Genomic DNA, 20,068 nt, shown 5'->3' with positions numbered 1-20,068 from the left:
TAATATGAACCTATCTATTGTTGTGCTGAAAAATTTAATACAGGACTCGCCATAAATAAAAGGTTGCATAGGATTCCCAATTTTTCCATGCTGAAGCATACTCTTTTATTTCGTCTTTTGTTGGTTTTTGATCTGATTCTGTTAAAAGTTTAATCACATTTTGTAGGCCAACATCATCAATTGGAAAAGCAGACGGGAATCTTAGACAACGCATTAAAACATAATTTGCTGTCCATGGTCCAATACCACGTATGTTGAGTAATGTTCTCTCAGCATTTTTTAGGTCGCTTTTTATGAACAATTCTTTACTTAGGGAACCTTGTGTCATGAGTTTTGCGACACCAATAAGATATTCACATTTTCTGAGGGTTATTTTTAATTCTGTTAGATCTTCTACTGCTAGGTTGGCGATAACCTCTTGTGTTGGAAATATCCAATATTTACGTCCATCCCATTCGATATATTCGCCGAAGGATTCAACAAAGCGTCTTTTTAATGCATAGGCAAACCCAAGATTGATTTGTTGACCAAGAATCCCCCAACAGAGTGCCTCAAATAAATCAGGAATTCCCATATTACGAAGCCCATAATATTCGTTGATTGGTTTAGACAGAAGTACATCATTTTCTGCTAAATCATAAAATGGGATTAAATCTGTATCTAAATCAAACCATTCTCTTACATACCTCGCCACTGCAGCACGAACCCATTTTTCAGGTGGTATCCCATCGCCTAAAAAGCGAACATGGATGTTTCCCTCATCATTTACACTTATTTCGATTAACGGGTTTTCTCCCTCAATCGGAACAACTCTATAAATTTTGTTATTTTCAATGTGAAACATACATTCATTTTTGGAGCGTGAAAGATAGTGCAAATTTTGTTCAAAGCTAAATTCTTTTGGAACAATTACTGTTATGCTTTCCTCATCGTCTTGCCATGCTCTATATGGAAGCCCAGGACAACAATTTCTACAAGGCAGATAACCAGTTTGTTCAGCTTCTTTTCTAAATTTAAATTTGCGATTGTTTCTTGGGGACGGTTTTTGTTCGCACCAAGGGAAACAGTAGTTTTTTATTGTTTCGTTGCCTATAAAATAAGGGGCATCCCATTCAAGAGGAATTGTAACATTCTTCATTTTCAACCACCTACAATAATATTTTTTCTAAGGTTAACAATTCTTTTTTCATTGCTAATCCACCTCTAAAGCCAGATAGTTTCCCATTCTTTCCAATCACACGATGGCAAGGGATTGTAATAAGTAAAGGATTGGCTCCAATTGCGGTGCCTACAGCGCGTACTGATTTTGGTTTTTGAATAAGCTCTGCAATATCTGAGTAGGAATAGGTTTTTCCATAAGGAATTTCACGTAATGTATTCCAAACAGCTAATTGGAAAGGTGTTCCGTGAATATCAATGGGACATGTAAATACTTCACGTTTTTTGTCTAGGTACTCTGTTAGTTCTTGGATATATGGTTGTAGCTTTAAGGTGTCTTGAACGAGAGTATGTTTCGGAAACCGTTTTTTCGTCCAAGTTGTTAACTCTTCCAAAGTTTGATGCTGAGACCCTACAAAGCATAGTCCAGTTGATGTTGCGGCAATATACATATGCCAGTTTTCATGAATAAATAACGTCCAATATATAGTTTGTTTGGTTTTAGATGCCATGTTATTTTACCTCGTTTATATGATTAATGTTTCGAAATTCAGTAGGGGTATACCCCGTTTTCTTTTTAAATAATGTTGCAAAATGTGCAGTATTGGATATACCCACAGCAAAACTTATTTCTATAATGGTTTGATTTGTATTTGTAAGATACTGCATAGCTTCGGAAATCCTTATTTGTTGTATATATTCTAATGGGCTAATACCTTTGATTCGCTTAAAAGTACGCTGTAAATGATAGGGACTGCCGTGACACATATCTGCTAGTATTTCGAGGGTTAATGGTTCATGATAATTTTTATTAATGTAATCTATAATTTGTGTCACCCAATCTTCATCCGGTAACTTCATTCCATTTGGCCTACAGCGTTTACATGGACGGAATTTTTCGGATAATGCTTGCTGTGCATTGAGAAAAATTCGTACATTGTTTTTATTTGGTATTCTAGATTTGCATGATGGTCGGCAAAAAATCCCTGTCGTTTTGACAGCATAAAGAAACTTGTTATCATAAGAAGAATCGTTGTGTACAATTGCTTGCCAACGTTCATCCGTCAAATTGTTTACGCTTGTTTCTAATTGTAATCTTTCATTTTGCATAGGAATCACCTCCGAAATTAGTATATCCTGAAAGAAGTACACATGTACGCATTTAAGAATGTAAGAGCAAGATTACAAAGATGAAAAAATGATAGTCTCTTTCGTTTGTGTTAGCATGTAAGCAGAAAATAAAAACATAGAACAAGTATGATAGCATGCAAAAGCAGCAAGAGGAGGAACAAAAAGTGAAATTTCTTTCGTGGAATGTAAATGGTTTACGAGCAGTTATTGCAAAAGGTGGTTTTATAGAATACTTAGAAGAAGTAGATGCAGATATTTTTTGTCTACAAGAGATTAAATTGCAGAGTGGACAAGTTGATTTAAATCCTGAAGGATATCACGTGTATTGGAACTATGCTATGAAAAAGGGATATTCAGGAACTGCTATTTTTACAAAAAAAGAACCGCTTTCTGTTACATATGGCTTAGGGTTTGAAGAGCATGACCAAGAAGGAAGATTAATTACATTAGAATTTGAAGATTTTTATATGCTAACGCTCTATACGCCAAATGCCAAACGGGGATTGGAACGTCTAGATTATCGAATGAAATGGGAGGATGCTTTCTTATCATATATTAAGCGCTTAGATCAAAAGAAACCAGTTATTTTTTGTGGCGATTTGAACGTAGCACATAAAGAAATTGATTTGAAAAATCCAAAAACAAATCGGAAAAATCCGGGATTTTCAGATCAAGAAAGAGAAAAGTTTACCCGGATTCTTGATGAGGGATTTATCGATACATATCGTTACTTATACCCTAATCAAGAAGGGGCATATTCATGGTGGTCTTATCGTATGAATGCAAGAACAAAAAACATTGGTTGGCGTTTAGATTATTTCGTTGTCTCTGAAAGATTAAAAAGTCAAATTGTTGAAGCGAAAATTAATACTGAAGTAATAGGATCAGATCATTGTCCTGTGGAATTGAATATGGAATTTTAGAAAAAGAGAGGTCGTGTCTATCTTGGATGAAGGATAGACACGACTTTTTATTTATTTTGTTAAAATTTTTCAAATCATTCTTGAAATAATTTGTTTATAACTATATAATCGATAATGATAATCGTTATCGATTGGTTAAGTGGTAAATAATATGTTATTAGGGGAAGTGAAATAAATGAGCTTTAATATTGAATAGATAGTTTTATGGGAAATACAGAGATTAATATAATAATTATTAAAATATTATATTTAAATAAAATAAATTAAGAGAGGGGATTTATTAGTATGAACAAGAAATTATTTACGCTAGGAATGGTTACAGTATTAAGCGTAGGTCTTGCAGCCTGTAACAGTGCAGATAAGAGTTCAGGAGAACAAAAGCAAGCATCAAAAGCGGCTGAAACGAAGAAAGATGAGAAACAAAAGATTACATACTTAGGTAAAGAATATACAGTACCTGCAAAAGTAAAGAATATTGTAACTGCTAGCTTAGAATCAATGGAAGATGCAGCGGTACTTGGTATTAAGCCAGTAGGGGCAATTACAGTAGGTGGAAAGTTACCTGAGTATTTAGCAAAAGATTTAGAGGGTGCAAAATCTGTTGGTGAGAAAATGCAACCCAATTTTGAAACATTACTTCAATTAAAACCAGATGTAATTACATCTAGTTCAAAATTTCCACCAGAGGCAGCTGAGAAATTCGCGAAGGTAGCCCCAACATTCCCAGTATCACATATTTCTACAAATTGGGAAGAAAACTTAAAGCTAATGGGAGAGTTATCAGGCAAAAAAGATAAAGCAGAAAAAATTATTAAGGATTATAAAGTAGATGCTACAAAAGCTAAAGAAAAAATAGGGGATAAATTAAAAGATAAAAAAGTTCTTGTAGTAAGGCTGAGAGCTGGTAGCCTATATCTTTATCCGGAAGGCGTATACTTCAATCCCGTTATTTATAAAGATTTGGGATTAACTGTTCCAGAACAAATTAAATCTGTAAAAGCACAAGAAGCGATTTCTTTAGAAAAATTCGCTGAAATCAATCCGGATTATATCTTCTTACAATTTGAAGGAAGCGAAAATAAAGATAATCCAAAAGCGTTAGAGGATTTACAAAGTAACCCGATTTGGCAAAGTATTACAGCCGTAAAAGATAAAAAAGTATTTGTAAATTCTGTTGATCCAATGGCACAAGGTGGTACTGCTTGGAGTAAAACAGCTTTCTTAAAAGCTGCGGAGAAAAATTTAGCTAATTAACTAGTAAGGTGCGTTGAATAATATGCGAAAAATAAATTCAGTACCAATGATTATTTTATTTTTAGCTCCCATATTGATTGTATTAACAATCTTATTATCTATTTTATATGGAGCGAAGAGTATTGATTTTACAACAGCTTGGAATGCATTGTTCCATTTTGATTCAGGAAATGTAAATCATAATATTATTGTTACTTCCCGTTTACCAAGGGTTGTGGGAGCCTTATTAGTAGGAGCATTTTTAGCCATATCAGGAGCACTTATGCAGGGGATGACAAGAAACTATCTTGCATCCCCTTCTATAATGGGAGTGACAGATGGATCGGCTTTTGTTATTACACTTTGCATGGTATTTCTTCCCGGAATGTCTTCGATAAATATGATTTTATGTTCTATGTTTGGATCAGCATTGGGAGCTGGAATGGTTTATGGTTTTGGCTCATTGCTTCGAAATGGATTATCTCCAGTTCGATTAGCGATTATAGGAACTGTAATTGGAACCTTTTTAAGTAGTATTTCAGTAGCAATTGCGTCTTATTTTCAGGTGTCTCAAAATATTAGCTCTTGGTATAATGCAAAATTGCATCAAATTGATCCTAATATACTAAAATTAGCTATTCCTTTTGGGATTGCTGGGATTATTATGGCATTTTTTATTTCAAAGTCCATTACAATTCTTTCATTAGGTGAAGAGGTTTCTATCAATTTAGGACAACGGACAAAACTTATAAAAGCAGTAGCAATTCTTTCAGTTGTGTTTTTAACAGGCACTGCGGTTGCTTTAGTTGGGAGAATTGGTTTTGTTGGATTAATTATTCCTCATATTACCCGGTTTTTAATTGGAATGGACTATAGATGGGTAATTCCATGTGCTGGTGTAATAGGCGGGATCTTTTTAGCTGTATGTGATGTAATTAGTAGGTTTGTCAATTATCCATTCGAAACACCAATTGGAGTCGTTACCTCCCTAATCGGAGTTCCTTTCTTCCTTTATTTAATTAGAAAGAGGGGAGGAGAGAAACATGCTTAGAGGTTCAACTCAGCGTTATATCATAACAATGAGCATTATTATTTTTTTTATTTTGAGCGTAATTTATATTAGTTTAACGAATGGAACATTTGATATTGCGATTACAGATGTAATTCGTACATTATTACGAATTAATCCAGCTCCGGAACACGATTTAGTTATATTTGATTTTAGACTTCCTAGAATTATAATTGCGGGATTAGTAGGATTAGGTCTCGGAATTGCTGGTGCTGTTTTGCAAGGTATTACACGAAATGGCCTGGCAGATCCAGGTATTTTAGGGATTAATGCAGGGGCAGGAATGGCGATAGTTATCTTTATGTTTTTCTTTCAAGGACAAGTAAAAAGTACAGATTGGATCTCGATTATGATGATGCCTTTGTTTGGTTTAGTTGGTGGTTTAGGAGCCGCTATATTCATCTATATGTTTTCTTGGAGAAATGGAAAGTTAGATTCCCAGCGTCTGTTGTTAACAGGAATTGCAATAGGTTCGGGTTTCGGAGCATTTTCTATGTATTTATCATTGAAAATGAAAGCAACTGACTTTGAAATGGCTACTGTGTGGGTTTCGGGAAGTATATATAATGCAAACTGGAAGTATATTATTGCTGTGTTGCCATGGCTCATTATCTTAATTCCAATTATCAAAAGAAAAGCGTATTTGCTTGACTTATTTCAATTGGAAGAGACGATTATAACAAGTTTAGGAGTTTCAGTAGAAAGAGAGAAATCGATTTTATTATTAAGCAGTATTGGATTAGTGAGTGGTTGTGTTTCTGTGTCAGGGAGCATTGGATTTATTGGTCTAATGGCACCACATATTGCGAAGCGTCTGGTCGGCATTCATCATAATCATGTAATTCCTGTATGTGGTGCAATTGGAATGCTACTCGTGATTGCTTCAGACTTTATTGCGAAAACGGTTTTCACACCAGCTGAGTTACCGGTTGGGATTGTAATTTCAATTATTGGTGTACCATATTTCCTATATCTGTTATACAAATCAAAGGCGTAAGAGGAGTGATAGAAAATGAATGTTCTAAGCGCTGAAAACCTAGAAATAAGCTATGGGAAATTCACAGTTTTTCGTGATTTGAATGTAGAAATACAAAAAAGAAAATTCACTACAATTATTGGTCCGAATGGTTTTGGGAAGTCGACATTATTACAAACGAAGTGTTAAAAAATGTATTTCAAATTGATGTACACGTTATGATAGAACCATATAATGGAGCTCCTGTATGTTTCGGTTATGATAGCGTGTTCCAAGAAGAAAATGCCGAAATATATAACGAGTTAAAATGATCAAAGCGGGGGAATCACATGAATACTAGTATTGAAAAAAAAGATGTTACTATTTCAAATACAGAGCAATGGAAGATGGATTCGAAAACAGGGACTCGTGAATATCAAATTTATATTTCAAAGCCGAAGCAACCAGCTCCTGCCTCCGGATACCCTGTTATTTACGTATTAGATGGTAATGCATTTTTCCAAACGTTCCAAGAGGCTATTAAGATTCAATCAGTAAGAGCGGAAAAAACTGGAGTTGCACCATCGATTATTGTTGGCATTGGTTATCCGATAGAAGGAAGTTTTGCAGCCTCTGAAAGATGCTACGATTTTACTCCTTCTTCACCTTCAGTAGATGCACCACCGAAACCTGATGGGAAACCATGGCCTAAATCAGGAGGAGGGAATGAATTTTTAGAATTCATTCAAGATGAATTGAAGCCGCAAATTGAAAAGTATTTTGAGATTGATAGAGAAAGACAAACAATATTTGGACATTCACTCGGTGGACTATTTGCTTTACATGTATTGTTTACAAATACAAATGCCTTTCAAAATTATTTCATAAGTAGTCCATCTATTTGGTGGAATAACCAATCTGTTCTTGAGAGGGAAGCGGAATTTATAAACAAATTAAAAAGAGCAAGCACGGAAGTAGGAGTCTTTCTTACAGTAGGAGCATTAGAAAGAGATCATATGGTTCGAGATGCTAATGCATTATCAGAGCGTTTACTGAATTTGCAACATAATAAATTTCGATTCGTATTTTATGAAGCTGAGGGAGAGAATCATGCATCGGTAGTGCCAACCGCTTTAAGCAAAGCGCTGAGATTTGTGAGTAATATACTCTGATCATTGTTTTTAATGAATCGCTTGAAAATTTGATTTGGTTAGTCTGTATGTATATTTTACGCTATAAGTGTTATACTCCGATTAGATGTTATTACATATAGATTGAAATCGAATGGGATTGTTATAGAAATCTATTTGTTGATACGATAGAAACTTTAAGAAGGTGATCAAATGAATCATAATGAAAATGAAGCAGCTACTACTCATAGATCGGATAAAGAAAAAGAACAAATTATGAATCGGTTAAAGAGAATTGAAGGGCAAGTACGTGGTATCCAAAATATGATTGAGAATGATCGTTATTGTGTTGATATTTTAGTACAGATTTCAGCTATTAATGCAGCAATGAAGAAGGTTGGCATGGGTATTCTAAAAAATCATACAAATCATTGTGTTTCTAATGCTATTAAAGATGGTAATGGAGATGAAGCAATTGAAGAGTTAATGAAAGTTTTTGAACGATTTTCAAAAGCATGATAGAACAAGCTGGTATTGGATCTAGCTTGTTTTTTATTTTTTGATCGATATGAATTTGAGAATTTGAAGAATCAATATACCAAACAAGCTTTTTGTAGCCGGGTTAATTTTATCAAATAGAGAGTATAAACGAAGAATATAACAATTTAAACATAAAAAAAGCCTTCTCATAAACGAGAAGGCTTTTTTTATTATTTTACTGCTTCTTTTAATTCTTTACCAGCTTTAAATGCAGGTACTTTTGAAGCTGCGATTTGCATTTCTTCACCTGTTTGTGGGTTACGACCTGTACGAGCAGCTCTTTCACGAACTTCAAATGTACCGAATCCGATAAGTTGCACTTTTTCACCAGCAGCTAAAGTGTTAGTGATTGATTCTACTACAGATTGCACAACTACAGTAGCTTCTTTTTGAGAAATTTCAGCTGTTTGTGCTACATTTTTAATTAATTCTGTTTTGTTCATATTTTCACCTCATATGTAAATAATGCTATTTAAGTTGTTATTATAACGTATAAAAGAGAAGAGAACAAGTGTACTACAGGTTTTCTATTAAATTCTTTTTGTTAAGCAGTTATAGATTTTTTCTTTAATTCCGTTGTTTCACTTTTTGACTGCACTTGTTTGTTATAGGCTAAGAAGTAAGGAAGTGCTACGAACAGCATACCACCGACTAGGTTTCCAAAGAAGACGACAATGAAATTTGGTAAGTATTCCATCCAAGTTAAATGCCCTGCAAAGATGGCGGCTGGTATAACGAACATATTAGCAACCACATGTTGAAAGCCGATTGCAACGAAAGTCATAACGGGAAACCAAATACCAATCACTTTTCCAGTGAATTCTTTGCTCCCTATACTGAGCCAAACGGCTAAACAAACGAGCCAATTACACCCAATAGCAGAGATAAATGCCTGTAATGGTGTATCATGTAGTTTTGCTTGTGCGATAGATACAGTTTTTGCTAAAAATTGTCCCTCTGTTAATCCTACAATGTGACCGAAAAAATAAGCTACAAATACAGCACCAATGAAATTACTAATCGTAACAATTATTAAATTTTTCAATACTTTAGAGAAAGATATTCTTTTTGAAAACCAAGCAATTGTTACGGTCATCATATTACCAGTCACTAGTTCACCACCGGCAAGGATAACTAAGATTAGGCCGATAGGGAAAACAGCAGCTCCTAGAAAACTAGTAAGGGATCCCCAAGATTTTGGCATTGTTCCAATGACGTGAATATCAAGTAAATAACCTAGTGCGATGAAGGCGCCGCCAAAAAATCCTAGAATCAACATAGGTAGTAGCGGTAAAAGTGCCTTTTTTTGACCTGAATTTGCGGCCAATTCAGTAATTTCTTGTGGTGCATAGACAGACATGACTAACCCCTCCATATTTCAATACATTAATCCATTTCCATTAATGGGTTTTTCAGTCTCATTGATGGTTAAATTGATAAGTCCGGAGAAATGAGTAAAATCCCTCGACTAAGCGTTTTCTCTTCTCAGAACATACTGATGAATTTTTTTGAATGAACACAAAAACACCAAAAATGATAATGTTGGTAAGTAGAAGTAAAAATTACTTAGAGTTATTCTGTAAAAACTTTCATCAAAAATGACATGTAAATAAAAAGTACATACATTGCAAGCATACCAATAAAAGTATGTTACATAATTTGAATATTTTTGTCAATTCATGGTAAACAGTTAATTGGTATATTATGTGAAAATGATAGTTTTAATAGTTATATGTGATGAGTATACAAACCTATACAATTTATTGTTGTTTAATTTCTTCAAGTCTTTTTGAAAAAAGGATGCTCTAATAAACAAAATAGTGTATTAGTAAGATATCAGTTACTACAAAAAGTGGTACTTTTTTTTAATTGCTCAGATACTACAAGAACAAGAAGTATAAGTAGAAAATATGTAACCACTATTGGCATAGTGCATATAGAATATTTTTCTTGACTTTTTATACACGGGCGAGGAAAATGGTAAAAAAGGAAGGAGGGATGATGATGGAAGAGTACGTATTGGATCTTTATAATGTTTTGTATACAACAGATTGGCAAGATATTGTTTCATTTCTTGGGATTGTATTCTGTTTAAAAATTGTAATTGTGTATATGGAAGAGCAAGGTATGTTCTATTCCTTTTCATCTCCGTCAGATTTAGAGCGGGAACCATTGCTCAACTATGCCAATATAAAACAGACGGAACTTCCTTTTATCACATTCTTTATGATTCGATTTATAACAGCTATTGTGAAGAAAAAAGAAGCTGACGAAGGAGATTGCTATCCGACTTGTACTGTAGTGTTTATAAGCTAAATACAAGGAGGAGAATAATATGTGGTTTCGTTTTCTTATGATTGGTTTCTTTTCATTAACAGCAATTTCTTTAATGGGATATCAAGTATTAGAGATTTTTCAAGCATATAGTGACACGTTTTTTAACAAAAACTAAACGAATTGCTATTTCAATAATAAACCGATAAAATCCTTCTTAAGAAATATAGTTAAGGAGGATTTTTTTGTTTCATATTACTGTGTCAAAGTATTGTCACATTTACACTATGAATAATATGTTAAAATAGTGAGGTTAATTATACATATGTAGAAGAAGAGGAGTGAACAATTTGGTGAATCAATCAACAAATCAGAAAAGCTATGCTCCTATTGTGATAACGCTTTCTGTAATTGTCAATGCGATTATTTTATTTTTGTTTTTTGGACCTGTTGGCTACAAAGGAGAAGTACATTTTGATGTAACAATTTTGCCGATGTTAAATGCAATCTTTAATAGCTTTACATTTGTGTTTTTATTGGCAGCATTGTTTTCTATTATTAAGAAAAATGTGAAGATGCACCGTGGTTTTATTCTCGCGGCATTTATAACAACGTTGCTATTTTGTGTTTCATATTTATCGTATCACTACTTAGCACCAGCAACGCATTTTGGTGGAGAAGGTATTATTAAATATGTGTATTTCTTTATTTTAATTACGCATATTTTCCTTGCAGCAATTATTGTACCACTTGCGTTATTCTCGCTTGTATATGGTTTTACAAACCAATTGACTCGCCATCGTAAGATTGTACGTTGGACGATGCCGATTTGGTTATACGTAAGCCTTTCTGGTGTTATTGTTTACTTAATGATTTCACCGTATTACCAATAAAAACATCTCAGCCTTTTGGCTGGGATGTTTTTATTTCATTTATAGGCCTTGTATACCGCAACTTAAGATTTAAAGAGGGGTAAAGAAGATAGGTGAGGAAAAGCTTGAGTAGTGAGAGTCAACTTTCACTGATGAAAGTTTTACTTTATGAAGCAAATACTTTTGTGAAACGAACAAAATATGTTATACAAAAGTATATTGATTTTTATATTGGAAGGATGGGAAAGTATGCAAAACTTCGTATTTCGTAATCCGACAAAGCTTATTTTTGGCCAAGGGCAATTAGAGCAATTAAAAACAGAGATTCCTCAGTATGGAAAAAAGGTTCTTCTCGTATACGGCGGGGGTAGTATAAAACGAAATGGTATATATGATAATATAATCTCTATCTTAAAAGAAATTGATGCAGAAATTTCTGAGTTAACAGGTGTTGAACCGAACCCACGTTTATCTACTGTAAACAAGGGAATTCAAATCTGTAAAGAAAACGATATTGAATTTATTTTAGCTGTCGGTGGTGGAAGTGTCATCGATTGTACAAAAGCAATCGCCGCAGGTAGTAAATATGATGGTGATGTATGGGACATTGTGACAAAAAAAGCATTTGCAAATGAAGCTTTACCTTTTGGTACAGTACTAACTCTTGCAGCGACAGGTTCTGAAATGAACGCAGGTTCTGTTATTACAAACTGGGAAACGAATGAAAAGTATGGGTGGGGCAGTCCTGTTACATTCCCGCAGTTTTCTATTTTAGATCCAGCGCATACAGCTTCTGTACCAAGAAATCAAACGATTTATGGTATGGTTGATATTATGTCACATGTATTAGAGCAATATTTTCATCAAGGCTCAAATACAGAATTACAAGACCGCTATTGTGAATCTATTTTAAAAACAGTCATTAAAACAGCACCAAAACTTTTAAATGATTTAGAAAACTATGAACATCGAGAAACAATTTTATACTGCGGAACAATGGCGCTAAATGGCATTTTAGCAATGGGTGTCCGAGGTGATTGGGCAACGCATAATATTGAGCATGCTGTTTCAGCTGTGTATGATATTCCACATGGCGGTGGTTTAGCGATTTTATTCCCAAATTGGATGAAGCATGTTTTAGATGAAAATGTAGATCGCTTTAAACAATTTGCGGTGCGTGTGTTTAACGTAGAGACCGAAGGGAAAGCAGATAAGGAAATTGCGTTAGAAGGTATCGAAGCGCTACGCAACTTCTGGACATCTATTGAAGCACCATCTCGTTTAGCTGACTATGAAATTGGAGAAGAGAAGATAAATGTAATGGCTGAAAAAGCGATGGTGTATGGTGAATTCGGTCATTTTAAAAAATTAAATAAAGAAGATGTAGTAGCGATTTATAAGACCTCGCTCTAAAAGGTAAATCTGATTTGAAAACCTTCTTGATAGATATCGAGAAGGTTTTTTTTGATTGAGTTTGAATGAATTGTGATTTGTTTTGGTTGTTATTGAATGTTTTTGATTGATTTTTGAATCCGATTTCATTATACTGTAATTAAAGAAGAGGTGAGTGATATGTTAACTCCTGAACGTCATCAGCTAATTTTACAGCTTGTAAGAGAGAAAAAAGTAGTGAAATTACAACAGTTAGTGGAACAAACCGAAAGTTCAGAATCAACAATTCGTCGTGATTTAGTGCAATTAGAAAAAGGGCGTTTATTGAAAAGAGTACATGGCGGAGCTGCTGTATTAACTGGAAAAGGTGAAGAGCCTACGATGGTTGAAAAATCAGCCAAAAACAGTCAAATAAAAAAGCAAATTGCTAAATATGCTGCGTCTTTTGTAGCAAAAGGTGATTGTATTTATTTAGATGCAGGAAGTACAACGTTTGAAATGATTCCATATTTAACAGATAAAGAAGTTACGGTTGTTACAAATGGCCTTATGCATATTGAAGCACTAGTGGAAAATAATATTCGTGCTTACTTGCTTGGCGGGATGATGAAGAGTCGAACAAAGGCCTTAATTGGTGCAATGGCACAGGAAAGTATGGGGCAATATCGATTTGATAAGTGTTTCCTAGGAGCGAATGGTGTGCATGAACAGCTTGGATATACAACACCGGATCCTGAAGAAGCATCGCTGAAAAAAATGGCGTTAACATTAGCAAATGAAGGTTATTTTTTAATAGATGAAAGTAAATTCGCAGAAGTTGCATTTGCGAAAATTGCAAGTGTTGAAGAGGCAACAATTATTACAAATGCATTAGAAGAAGAACAAGAAGAATATAAACGAAAAACAAACGTAATTGAGGTTGATAAACGATGATTTATACAGTTACTTTAAATCCATCGATTGATTATGTTGTTCAAGTAGAGAATTTCATGCTGGGGACTGTTAATCGAGCAGAAAAAGATATGAAATTTCCTGGTGGGAAAGGGATTAATGTATCCCGTGTGCTTCATCGGCTTGGAATAGATAATACAGCACTTGGGTTTATAGGTGGATTCACCGGCCAATTTATTGAAGGTGTTTTGGAAAATGAAGGTGTTAAAACGAATTTTGTTCATGTAGATGGCGATTCACGTATTAATGTGAAAATAAAGGGACAGGAAGAAACGGAATTGAATGGTCAAGGACCTATTATTACGGATAAACAGCTCGGGCAGTTGATGAACAACATTGAAAATATGCAGGCTGGTGATCATCTTGTATTAGCTGGTAGCATTCCAGCATCGATTTCTAAAACACTTTATGAAACAATTGCTGCTTTTGGAGCAGAACGTCACATTAACGTTATAGTTGATGCGAGTGGAAATGCGCTTCAGTATGTGATTCGAAATAAGCCGTTTTTAATAAAGCCGAATCATCATGAGCTTGGAGAATTATTTGGAGAAGCGCTTTCAACTGTAGAAGAAATTATTCCATATGGCAGAAAGTTAATTGAGCAAGGTGTACAGAACGTAATTGTCTCTATGGCAGGAGATGGGGCTTTGTTATTTACAAGTGAAGGAGTATATGAGGCAACTGTGCCAAAAGGAACAGTTATCAATTCTGTTGGAGCAGGAGATTCTCTTGTTGCGGGTTTTGTGGGGATATATGAAAAAACGAAAGATGTTGAGGAAGCATTTCGTTATGGTGTCGCAACAGGGAGTGCAACAGCTTTTTCGGCTGATTTATGTACGAAAGATAAAGTAGAAGAATTATTATCGCAAGTAATGATTACAAAGCGATAGGGGGGAACAGAGTATGAAAATTACAGAACTTTTAAAAAGGGATACCGTTATCATGGATTTGACAGCTTCAGAAAAAGAAGCTGTCATCGATGAATTAGTAGAGAAATTAGAAAAGGCAGGAAGATTAAATAGCCAAGCTGAATTTAAAGAGGCTATTTTAAAGCGTGAAATGCAAAGTACAACTGGGATTGGTGAAGGGATTGCTATTCCGCATGCAAAAACAAAAGCGGTCAAACAACCAGCTATTTGTTTTGGGCGTAGTGTAAGCGGTATCAATTATGAATCGCTTGATGGACAACCAGCTCATTTATTCTTTATGATTGCGGCTAGTGAAGGAGCGAACAATACACATTTAGAAACGCTATCACGCTTATCTACGCTATTAATGGATGAGGAGTTCCGTAAACAATTGTTAGAAGCAAAAAGTGAAGAGGAGCTTCTGCACTTGTTCGATGAAAAAGAAAATGCAAACGAACAAGAAGATGAACTTAGTGAAGTAATAAAGCCCGAAGGAAATGAACCATATATATTAGCGGTAACAGCTTGTCCGACTGGTATTGCTCACACATATATGGCCGCGGATAGTCTAAAGGCGAAAGCAGCGGAGTTAGGAATTGTGATTAAAGTCGAAACAAACGGTTCTACTGGCGTGAAAAATGGGTTAACGAAAGAAGATATTGAACGTGCAACAGCTATTATTGTTGCGGCAGATAAGCAAGTAGAAATGAATCGCTTTGCTGGAAAGCATGTTATTCAAGTCCCGGTTGCAGACGGTATTCGGAAATCAGAGCAGTTAATTAATCGAGCGGTAAATCAAGATGCTCCAATTTTTAAAGGTGGAAAAGAAAGTAGAGAAGTAGATAGTGGAGAAAAAGAAAATGGATTGGGCATATATAAACATTTGATGAGCGGTGTAAGTAATATGTTACCGTTTGTAGTTGGAGGCGGAATCTTAATTGCACTTGCTTTTGCTTTCGGAGGAATTCAAGCGGAAGGTCCAATTGCAGAGACTCTCATGACAATCGGTGGAGGAAAGATGGGAGCGTTCGCATTTCTTGTTCCGGTGTTAGCTGGATTTATCGCAAGTTCTATTGCTGATCGTCCAGGATTTATGCCTGGTCTTGTCGGTGGTTTTTTGGCAGCACAAGCAAATGCAGGATTTTTAGGTGGATTAATTGCTGGTTTCTTAGCTGGTTATATTGTACTTGGATTAAAGAAAGTATTAGCAGGTTTGCCAGCTCAATTAGAAGGAATTAAATCTGTTTTGTTATATCCTGTACTTGGTTTGTTACTTACAGGGGTATTAATGTTGAAAGTTGTAAATCCTCCTGTTGTTGCTTTAAATGAGACGTTAACGAGTTGGTTAAATAGTTTAGGTGGTGCAAATGCTATAGTATTAGGTCTCATTTTAGGTGGGATGATGGCTGTGGACATGGGTGGCCCTATTAATAAAGCAGCATTTACATTTGGAATTGCTGCAATTGAAGCTGGGAATTTTGGTGTGCATTCAGCTATTATGGCTGGTGGAATGGTACCTCCGCTTGCAATTGCTTTTGCAACGACATTTTTTAAAACAAAATTTACAGAAGCAGAACGCAAATCAGGTCTTACAAACTATATTATGGGAGCGTCATTTATTACGGAAGGGGCGATCCCGTTTGCAGCAGCTGATCCAATCCGTGTAATTGTAAGTTGTGTTGTTGGGTCAAGTCTTGCTGGTGCATTATCAATGCTATTTGGAATTACATTGCCAGCCCCGCACGGTGGAATATTCGTCATTTTATTAGTAAATAAACCAGTTCTATATATTCTTTCTATATTAATAGGCTCTGTAGTATCAGCTTTGATGCTAGGGATATGGAAAAAGAAAATTTCATAAAAACTCCAAAAGGACAGTTACTCTACTAGGTAGCTGTCCTTTTGGAGTTTTAGATTCGGTTATATATGTAAAATACAAAAGATGTATTACGTAAAAAGACATAATGTAACTAAAAGTTGTAATGTTTCGATGTTTTTTTGTAACAAGAGGGTAACATTATTACTTTTATTGCAAAAAAATATGACCTTTTGAAAGAGAAAAAACGATTAAAACTCTTGAAAATACATATAGAATACAGCATTCTTTCATTCTATTTTATATTACAAAGCATTAATGATTGATTACGAATCGTTTGTAATTATGTGATATCCTAAATCTCTTAAAAAACTGTTGCTATAATGAGGGCACAAAAACAAAGCAAATGGAGGCTATTCATGAAAAAATTAATTGGTATAGCAGCGGCAGCGTTTTTTGGTCTTGGGATTTTCACTACTTCTGCACAAGCAGAAACTGTTGTAACAACAGAGGTATTAAATGTACGCGAGAACCCAACTACTGAATCACAAGTTGTAGGGAAATTATTAAATGGTCATAAATTAGATGTTACAAATACAGAAAACGGATGGTCAAAAATCAAATTAGACGGTAAAGACGTATTCGTAAGCGCAGAATTTACAAAAAGCATCTACTACGTAACAGCAAATGTATTAAACGTACGTGCTGAAGCGAGCACAAACTCAGAAATTCTTGGTATACTGAAGAAAGACGATATGATTGAAACAACGAACCAAGTACAAAATGGGTGGTTACAATTCGAATATAATGGGAAAACGGCTTACGTTCATGTTCCTTTCTTAACAGGTACAGCACCTGTTATTGAAAAACAAGAAACGCCAGTACCTGCAAAAGCAGAAGCGCCTGCAAAAGTTACAGCACCTGCAAAAGCAGAGGCAAAAGCAAAAGTAGCACAAGCAAAACCTGCTACTCAAGTGAAAGCAGCAGAAACAAACGCTCCTTCTGGTGGTCGTGAACTAACAGTTGTAGCGACAGCATATACAGCTCATCCGAGCGAAAATGGCGGCACATATGGTGGTCGTGTATTAACTGCAATGGGTCATGACCTAACAGCGAATCCAAACATGAAGATGATCGCTGTTGACCCGAAAGTGATTCCGCTAGGATCAAAAGTATGGGTAGAAGGATATGGAGAAGCAATCGCTGGTGACACTGGCGGTGCAATTAAAGGTAACCGTATCGACGTTCTAGTTGGCTCTGATTCAGCTGCCGATAAATGGGGACGTAAAACTGTAAAAGTGAAAATTTTAAAATAATGCTATTGTTGATAAAAAGATAAATCCAGTTTTCAAATATTGAGTGCTGGTCTTTGAGGCTGTTAGGAATTTCCTAACAGCTATTTTTGTGAGTTTAAAATTATTAAAATGGATACACAGTTCGGCCTGTAATAATCTTATAGGCACTGCAAAATTGAGTTTGTGCATATTGTTTAGTTGGTTCATCTAAAGTTTGATTGTTGGATAATGTATGAAAGGAACGTAGTAAACAATTTAAAGCGAAATATAATTCTTCTTGTGAGCAGTTTTTTTCTTTTACTGCTGTTGCCAAAATGAGTTCTTCCGTTAATGTTGAGAAATTAATGGTAGCTTGTCCGATTTGCATTGTATCCTCTCCAATCCTATTTTTTATCATGTATATGTACCATTGGACAAACTATGTCAATTTTATCTCGCTATTTGGGTAGTAACACCCTAACCATAAGGTTCAAAGAGAAGGGAGGGAAAATTTTTTCTATTTGTTAGGAGTAATAATCAGTAGGGGAAGCAGATGGTCCTGTTGGTTAATACTGTATCGTGCCTATTTTTTGAATTTCATTTACCGTATTGAAAGAACTTGCATTATGACTATTAAAATTGGTAAGATTGGGTATAATGATCAGATGGATAAGATTACATAAAGAGAGTTGAAGTATATGGGAGAAATGCAGCGCGAAAAAGTTGCTGTTATCATCGGACCAACTGCGGTAGGAAAGACAAAATTAAGCATTGATCTTGCAAAAGCGTTAAATGGTGAAATCATTAGTGGAGACTCGATGCAAATTTATCGTAAGATGGATATCGGGACAGCTAAAGTAACAACAGAAGAAATGGAAGGAATTCCGCATTACATGATCGATATTAGAAATCCAGAAGATTCATTTTCTGTGGCGGAATTTCAAGAGCTTGTTAGAGGGCATATTCGAGAAATTACGGAACGTGGAAAACTACCCATTATTGTTGGTGGTACCGGTCTTTATATACAATCAGTTTTATATGACTATCAGTTTACAGATGAAGCTGGAGACCTTGTATATCGAGAGAAACTGGAGAAATTAGCGATAGAAAATGGTGTAGAATATATACATAAGAAACTGCAAGAGGTAGATCCAGAAAGTGCGAATCGTATTCATGCGAATAATGTAAGACGTGTCATTCGTGCTCTAGAAATTTTTCATACGACAGGGCAGAAGATGAGTGATCAACTTGAAAAACAGGAAAATGAGTTGTTATATGATGTTTCATTAATTGGCTTGACTATGAATCGTGAAATGTTATATGATCGCATCAACTTACGTGTTGATCTTATGGTGGAACAAGGGTTGGTACAAGAGGTAAATGCTTTGTATGAAAACGGAGTTCGAGACTGCCAATCTATTCAGGCGATTGGTTATAAAGAATTATATAATTATTTCGAAGGGCATGTTTCGCTAGAAGAAGCAATAATGCAATTAAAAACAAATTCACGTCGCTATGCAAAACGTCAACTAACATGGTTCCGTAATAAAATGGATGTTACATGGTTTGATGTGACCGACGGTGAAAAAACAACAGAAATTTTACGGTACATAGAAGGAAAGCTGCAACTAAAGTCGAATAATAAGTAAGTAGAGAAAAAGAGGAGGATTCGACATGAAGCAATCAATCAATATTCAAGATCAGTTTTTAAATCAACTCCGTAAAGAAAATACGTTTGTGACGCTGTACTTATTAAATGGTTTCCAGCTTCGTGGACTGATTAAAGGTTTTGATAACTTTACAGTTTTATTGGAAACAGAAGGTAAGCAACAGCTTATTTATAAACATGCTATTTCTACATTTGTTCCACAAAAAAACGTTTCAATTGAATTAGAGTAGAAAAATGTACATAGTAAAAAGAGCGAGAAATTCGCTCTTTTTTATTTATATATTTTAGAAATCCTTTAATAAATACGGAAGATAGAGAGGATGACAGTAGTGTCACCTGTCTCAGGAATGGTAATTGTATTAGTAGTAGATTGGATAGTAATCGTAGTTTTGGCTTTTAAAGTTTCAATTGTTAAAAATGTAATGGAACTTCCAATTGCGTTTGCTGAAAAGTTATCTGAAGGTATGTTGCCATTAATGGAAATGCCAAAGCCAAAAGGAGCTGATCCTGAAAATAATGTTGAAGCTGAAAAGTCAATGATATAAACACCATCTTCAAGAATTGTGATTGTATCTGTTGTATTGAAATGTATGTTATTTATGTTTGATGTAAGGTTAAACTGTATGTTTTGGTTGGGTTCTATAATTTGTGGAAGTGTATTTTTTAGTACAGCTGTAGTTACTGGAAAGTTAAACCCTTGAGGCCCTCGTTCGCCCTGAGGTCCTCGTTCGCCCTGAAGTCCTTGTTCGCCCTGAGGTCCTCGTTCGCCCTGA

22 protein-coding genes and 1 pseudogene are annotated in these 20,068 nt (G+C 35.1%); 17 read left to right on the top strand and 6 right to left on the bottom strand.

Annotated features, from left to right (window positions below; translation table 11 throughout):
* Positions 1-34: 34 nt before the first annotated feature.
* From BLV40_RS00700 to BLV40_RS00690, 3 genes are read right to left on the bottom strand one after another with little or no spacing between them, the layout of a single operon-like run.
* Positions 35-1,138, bottom strand: coding sequence for a DNA-3-methyladenine glycosylase family protein (locus BLV40_RS00700; RefSeq protein WP_090687031.1), 1,104 nt, complete (start codon positions 1,136-1,138; stop codon positions 35-37).
* A 10-nt stretch (positions 1,139-1,148) separates the two neighbouring features.
* Positions 1,149-1,670 (bottom strand): methylated-DNA--[protein]-cysteine S-methyltransferase, encoded by a 522-nt coding sequence (locus BLV40_RS00695; RefSeq protein ID WP_090687030.1) that lies wholly within the window; start codon positions 1,668-1,670, stop codon positions 1,149-1,151.
* 1 nt (position 1,671) lies between these two features.
* Positions 1,672-2,268, bottom strand: a complete 597-nt coding sequence (locus tag BLV40_RS00690) for a bifunctional transcriptional activator/DNA repair enzyme AdaA (RefSeq protein WP_090687028.1) — start codon at positions 2,266-2,268, stop codon at positions 1,672-1,674.
* Positions 2,269-2,453: 185 nt separating this feature from the next.
* Here BLV40_RS00690 and BLV40_RS00685 point away from each other — a divergent pair, with 185 nt between their 5' ends.
* The 7 genes and pseudogenes from BLV40_RS00685 to BLV40_RS00655 all read left to right on the top strand — a co-directional run bounded on the left by BLV40_RS00685 (position 2,454) and on the right by BLV40_RS00655 (position 8,118).
* Positions 2,454-3,212, top strand: coding sequence for an exodeoxyribonuclease III (locus BLV40_RS00685; RefSeq protein ID WP_090687026.1), 759 nt, complete (start codon positions 2,454-2,456; stop codon positions 3,210-3,212).
* Positions 3,213-3,497: 285 nt separating this feature from the next.
* Complete coding sequence (locus BLV40_RS00680; RefSeq protein WP_090687024.1) at positions 3,498-4,466, top strand: iron-hydroxamate ABC transporter substrate-binding protein; 969 nt, start codon at positions 3,498-3,500, stop codon at positions 4,464-4,466.
* 22 nt (positions 4,467-4,488) lie between these two features.
* A complete protein-coding gene (locus BLV40_RS00675) occupies positions 4,489-5,496 on the top strand; it encodes a FecCD family ABC transporter permease (protein ID WP_090687022.1) in 1,008 nt (335 codons plus the stop codon).
* Positions 5,489-6,511 (top strand): FecCD family ABC transporter permease, encoded by a 1,023-nt coding sequence (locus tag BLV40_RS00670; protein ID WP_090687021.1) that lies wholly within the window; start codon positions 5,489-5,491, stop codon positions 6,509-6,511. Before BLV40_RS00675 ends, BLV40_RS00670 begins: the two co-directional genes overlap by 8 nt.
* 15 nt (positions 6,512-6,526) lie before the next feature.
* Positions 6,527-6,670: pseudogene (locus BLV40_RS00665) on the top strand (ABC transporter ATP-binding protein); the annotation flags it as partial.
* A gap of 149 nt (positions 6,671-6,819) precedes the next feature.
* The gene (locus BLV40_RS00660) at positions 6,820-7,641 is read left to right on the top strand and encodes an alpha/beta hydrolase (RefSeq protein WP_026590412.1); all 822 of its coding nucleotides are present in this window, start codon (positions 6,820-6,822) and stop codon (positions 7,639-7,641) included.
* A 171-nt stretch (positions 7,642-7,812) separates the two neighbouring features.
* Positions 7,813-8,118, top strand: a complete 306-nt coding sequence (locus BLV40_RS00655; protein WP_026590413.1) for a metal-sensing transcriptional repressor — start codon at positions 7,813-7,815, stop codon at positions 8,116-8,118.
* A gap of 191 nt (positions 8,119-8,309) precedes the next feature.
* Here BLV40_RS00655 and BLV40_RS00650 read toward each other — a convergent pair whose 3' ends face one another.
* The gene (locus BLV40_RS00650; protein ID WP_003199316.1) at positions 8,310-8,582 is read right to left on the bottom strand and encodes an HU family DNA-binding protein; all 273 of its coding nucleotides are present in this window, start codon (positions 8,580-8,582) and stop codon (positions 8,310-8,312) included.
* A 101-nt stretch (positions 8,583-8,683) separates the two neighbouring features.
* Positions 8,684-9,499 carry a formate/nitrite transporter family protein gene (locus BLV40_RS00645; protein WP_026592622.1) on the bottom strand — a complete coding sequence of 272 codons (816 nt, stop codon included), beginning with the start codon at positions 9,497-9,499 and terminating at the stop codon, positions 8,684-8,686.
* 617 nt (positions 9,500-10,116) lie between these two features.
* On the opposite strand from BLV40_RS00645, the gene BLV40_RS00640 reads away from it, so the two are divergent.
* The 7 genes from BLV40_RS00640 to BLV40_RS00605 all read left to right on the top strand — a co-directional run bounded on the left by BLV40_RS00640 (position 10,117) and on the right by BLV40_RS00605 (position 17,668).
* Positions 10,117-10,455 (top strand): hypothetical protein, encoded by a 339-nt coding sequence (locus tag BLV40_RS00640; RefSeq protein ID WP_139265435.1) that lies wholly within the window; start codon positions 10,117-10,119, stop codon positions 10,453-10,455.
* 308 nt (positions 10,456-10,763) lie between these two features.
* Positions 10,764-11,306 (top strand): DUF420 domain-containing protein, encoded by a 543-nt coding sequence (locus BLV40_RS00630; protein WP_090687014.1) that lies wholly within the window; start codon positions 10,764-10,766, stop codon positions 11,304-11,306.
* 228 nt (positions 11,307-11,534) lie between these two features.
* The gene (locus BLV40_RS00625) at positions 11,535-12,698 is read left to right on the top strand and encodes an iron-containing alcohol dehydrogenase (protein WP_090687012.1); all 1,164 of its coding nucleotides are present in this window, start codon (positions 11,535-11,537) and stop codon (positions 12,696-12,698) included.
* 159 nt (positions 12,699-12,857) lie between these two features.
* Positions 12,858-13,610 carry a DeoR/GlpR family DNA-binding transcription regulator gene (locus BLV40_RS00620; protein WP_026592626.1) on the top strand — a complete coding sequence of 251 codons (753 nt, stop codon included), beginning with the start codon at positions 12,858-12,860 and terminating at the stop codon, positions 13,608-13,610.
* Positions 13,607-14,518 (top strand): 1-phosphofructokinase, encoded by a 912-nt coding sequence (gene pfkB / locus BLV40_RS00615; RefSeq protein ID WP_090687010.1) that lies wholly within the window; start codon positions 13,607-13,609, stop codon positions 14,516-14,518. Before BLV40_RS00620 ends, pfkB begins: the two co-directional genes overlap by 4 nt.
* 13 nt (positions 14,519-14,531) lie before the next feature.
* On the top strand, positions 14,532-16,397 hold the full coding sequence (locus BLV40_RS00610; RefSeq protein WP_090687008.1) for a PTS fructose transporter subunit IIABC: 1,866 nt from the start codon (positions 14,532-14,534) through the stop codon (positions 16,395-16,397).
* A 374-nt stretch (positions 16,398-16,771) separates the two neighbouring features.
* Positions 16,772-17,668 (top strand): cell wall-binding protein EntA, encoded by an 897-nt coding sequence (locus BLV40_RS00605; protein ID WP_090687007.1) that lies wholly within the window; start codon positions 16,772-16,774, stop codon positions 17,666-17,668.
* 103 nt (positions 17,669-17,771) lie between these two features.
* Here BLV40_RS00605 and BLV40_RS00600 read toward each other — a convergent pair whose 3' ends face one another.
* On the bottom strand, positions 17,772-18,008 hold the full coding sequence (locus BLV40_RS00600) for a hypothetical protein (RefSeq protein ID WP_026592630.1): 237 nt from the start codon (positions 18,006-18,008) through the stop codon (positions 17,772-17,774).
* Between the two features lie 316 nt (positions 18,009-18,324).
* On the opposite strand from BLV40_RS00600, the gene miaA reads away from it, so the two are divergent.
* From miaA to BLV40_RS29720, 3 genes are all read left to right on the top strand, one after another.
* A complete protein-coding gene (gene miaA / locus BLV40_RS00595) occupies positions 18,325-19,275 on the top strand; it encodes a tRNA (adenosine(37)-N6)-dimethylallyltransferase MiaA (protein ID WP_090687005.1) in 951 nt (316 codons plus the stop codon).
* A gap of 25 nt (positions 19,276-19,300) precedes the next feature.
* Complete coding sequence (gene hfq / locus BLV40_RS00590) at positions 19,301-19,525, top strand: RNA chaperone Hfq (protein WP_000813896.1); 225 nt, start codon at positions 19,301-19,303, stop codon at positions 19,523-19,525.
* 90 nt (positions 19,526-19,615) lie between these two features.
* The gene (locus BLV40_RS29720) at positions 19,616-19,840 is read left to right on the top strand and encodes a hypothetical protein (RefSeq protein ID WP_090687004.1); all 225 of its coding nucleotides are present in this window, start codon (positions 19,616-19,618) and stop codon (positions 19,838-19,840) included.
* Positions 19,841-20,068: the final 228 nt, after the last annotated feature.

Origin of the sequence: Bacillus sp. 166amftsu, from assembly GCF_900107445.1 — a bacterium.
In the GTDB taxonomy this organism is placed as follows: domain Bacteria; phylum Bacillota; class Bacilli; order Bacillales; family Bacillaceae_G; genus Bacillus_A; species Bacillus_A arachidis.
The sequence above is the reverse complement of the archived record's forward strand: the minus strand, read 5'-3'. Positions and strand labels throughout refer to the sequence as shown.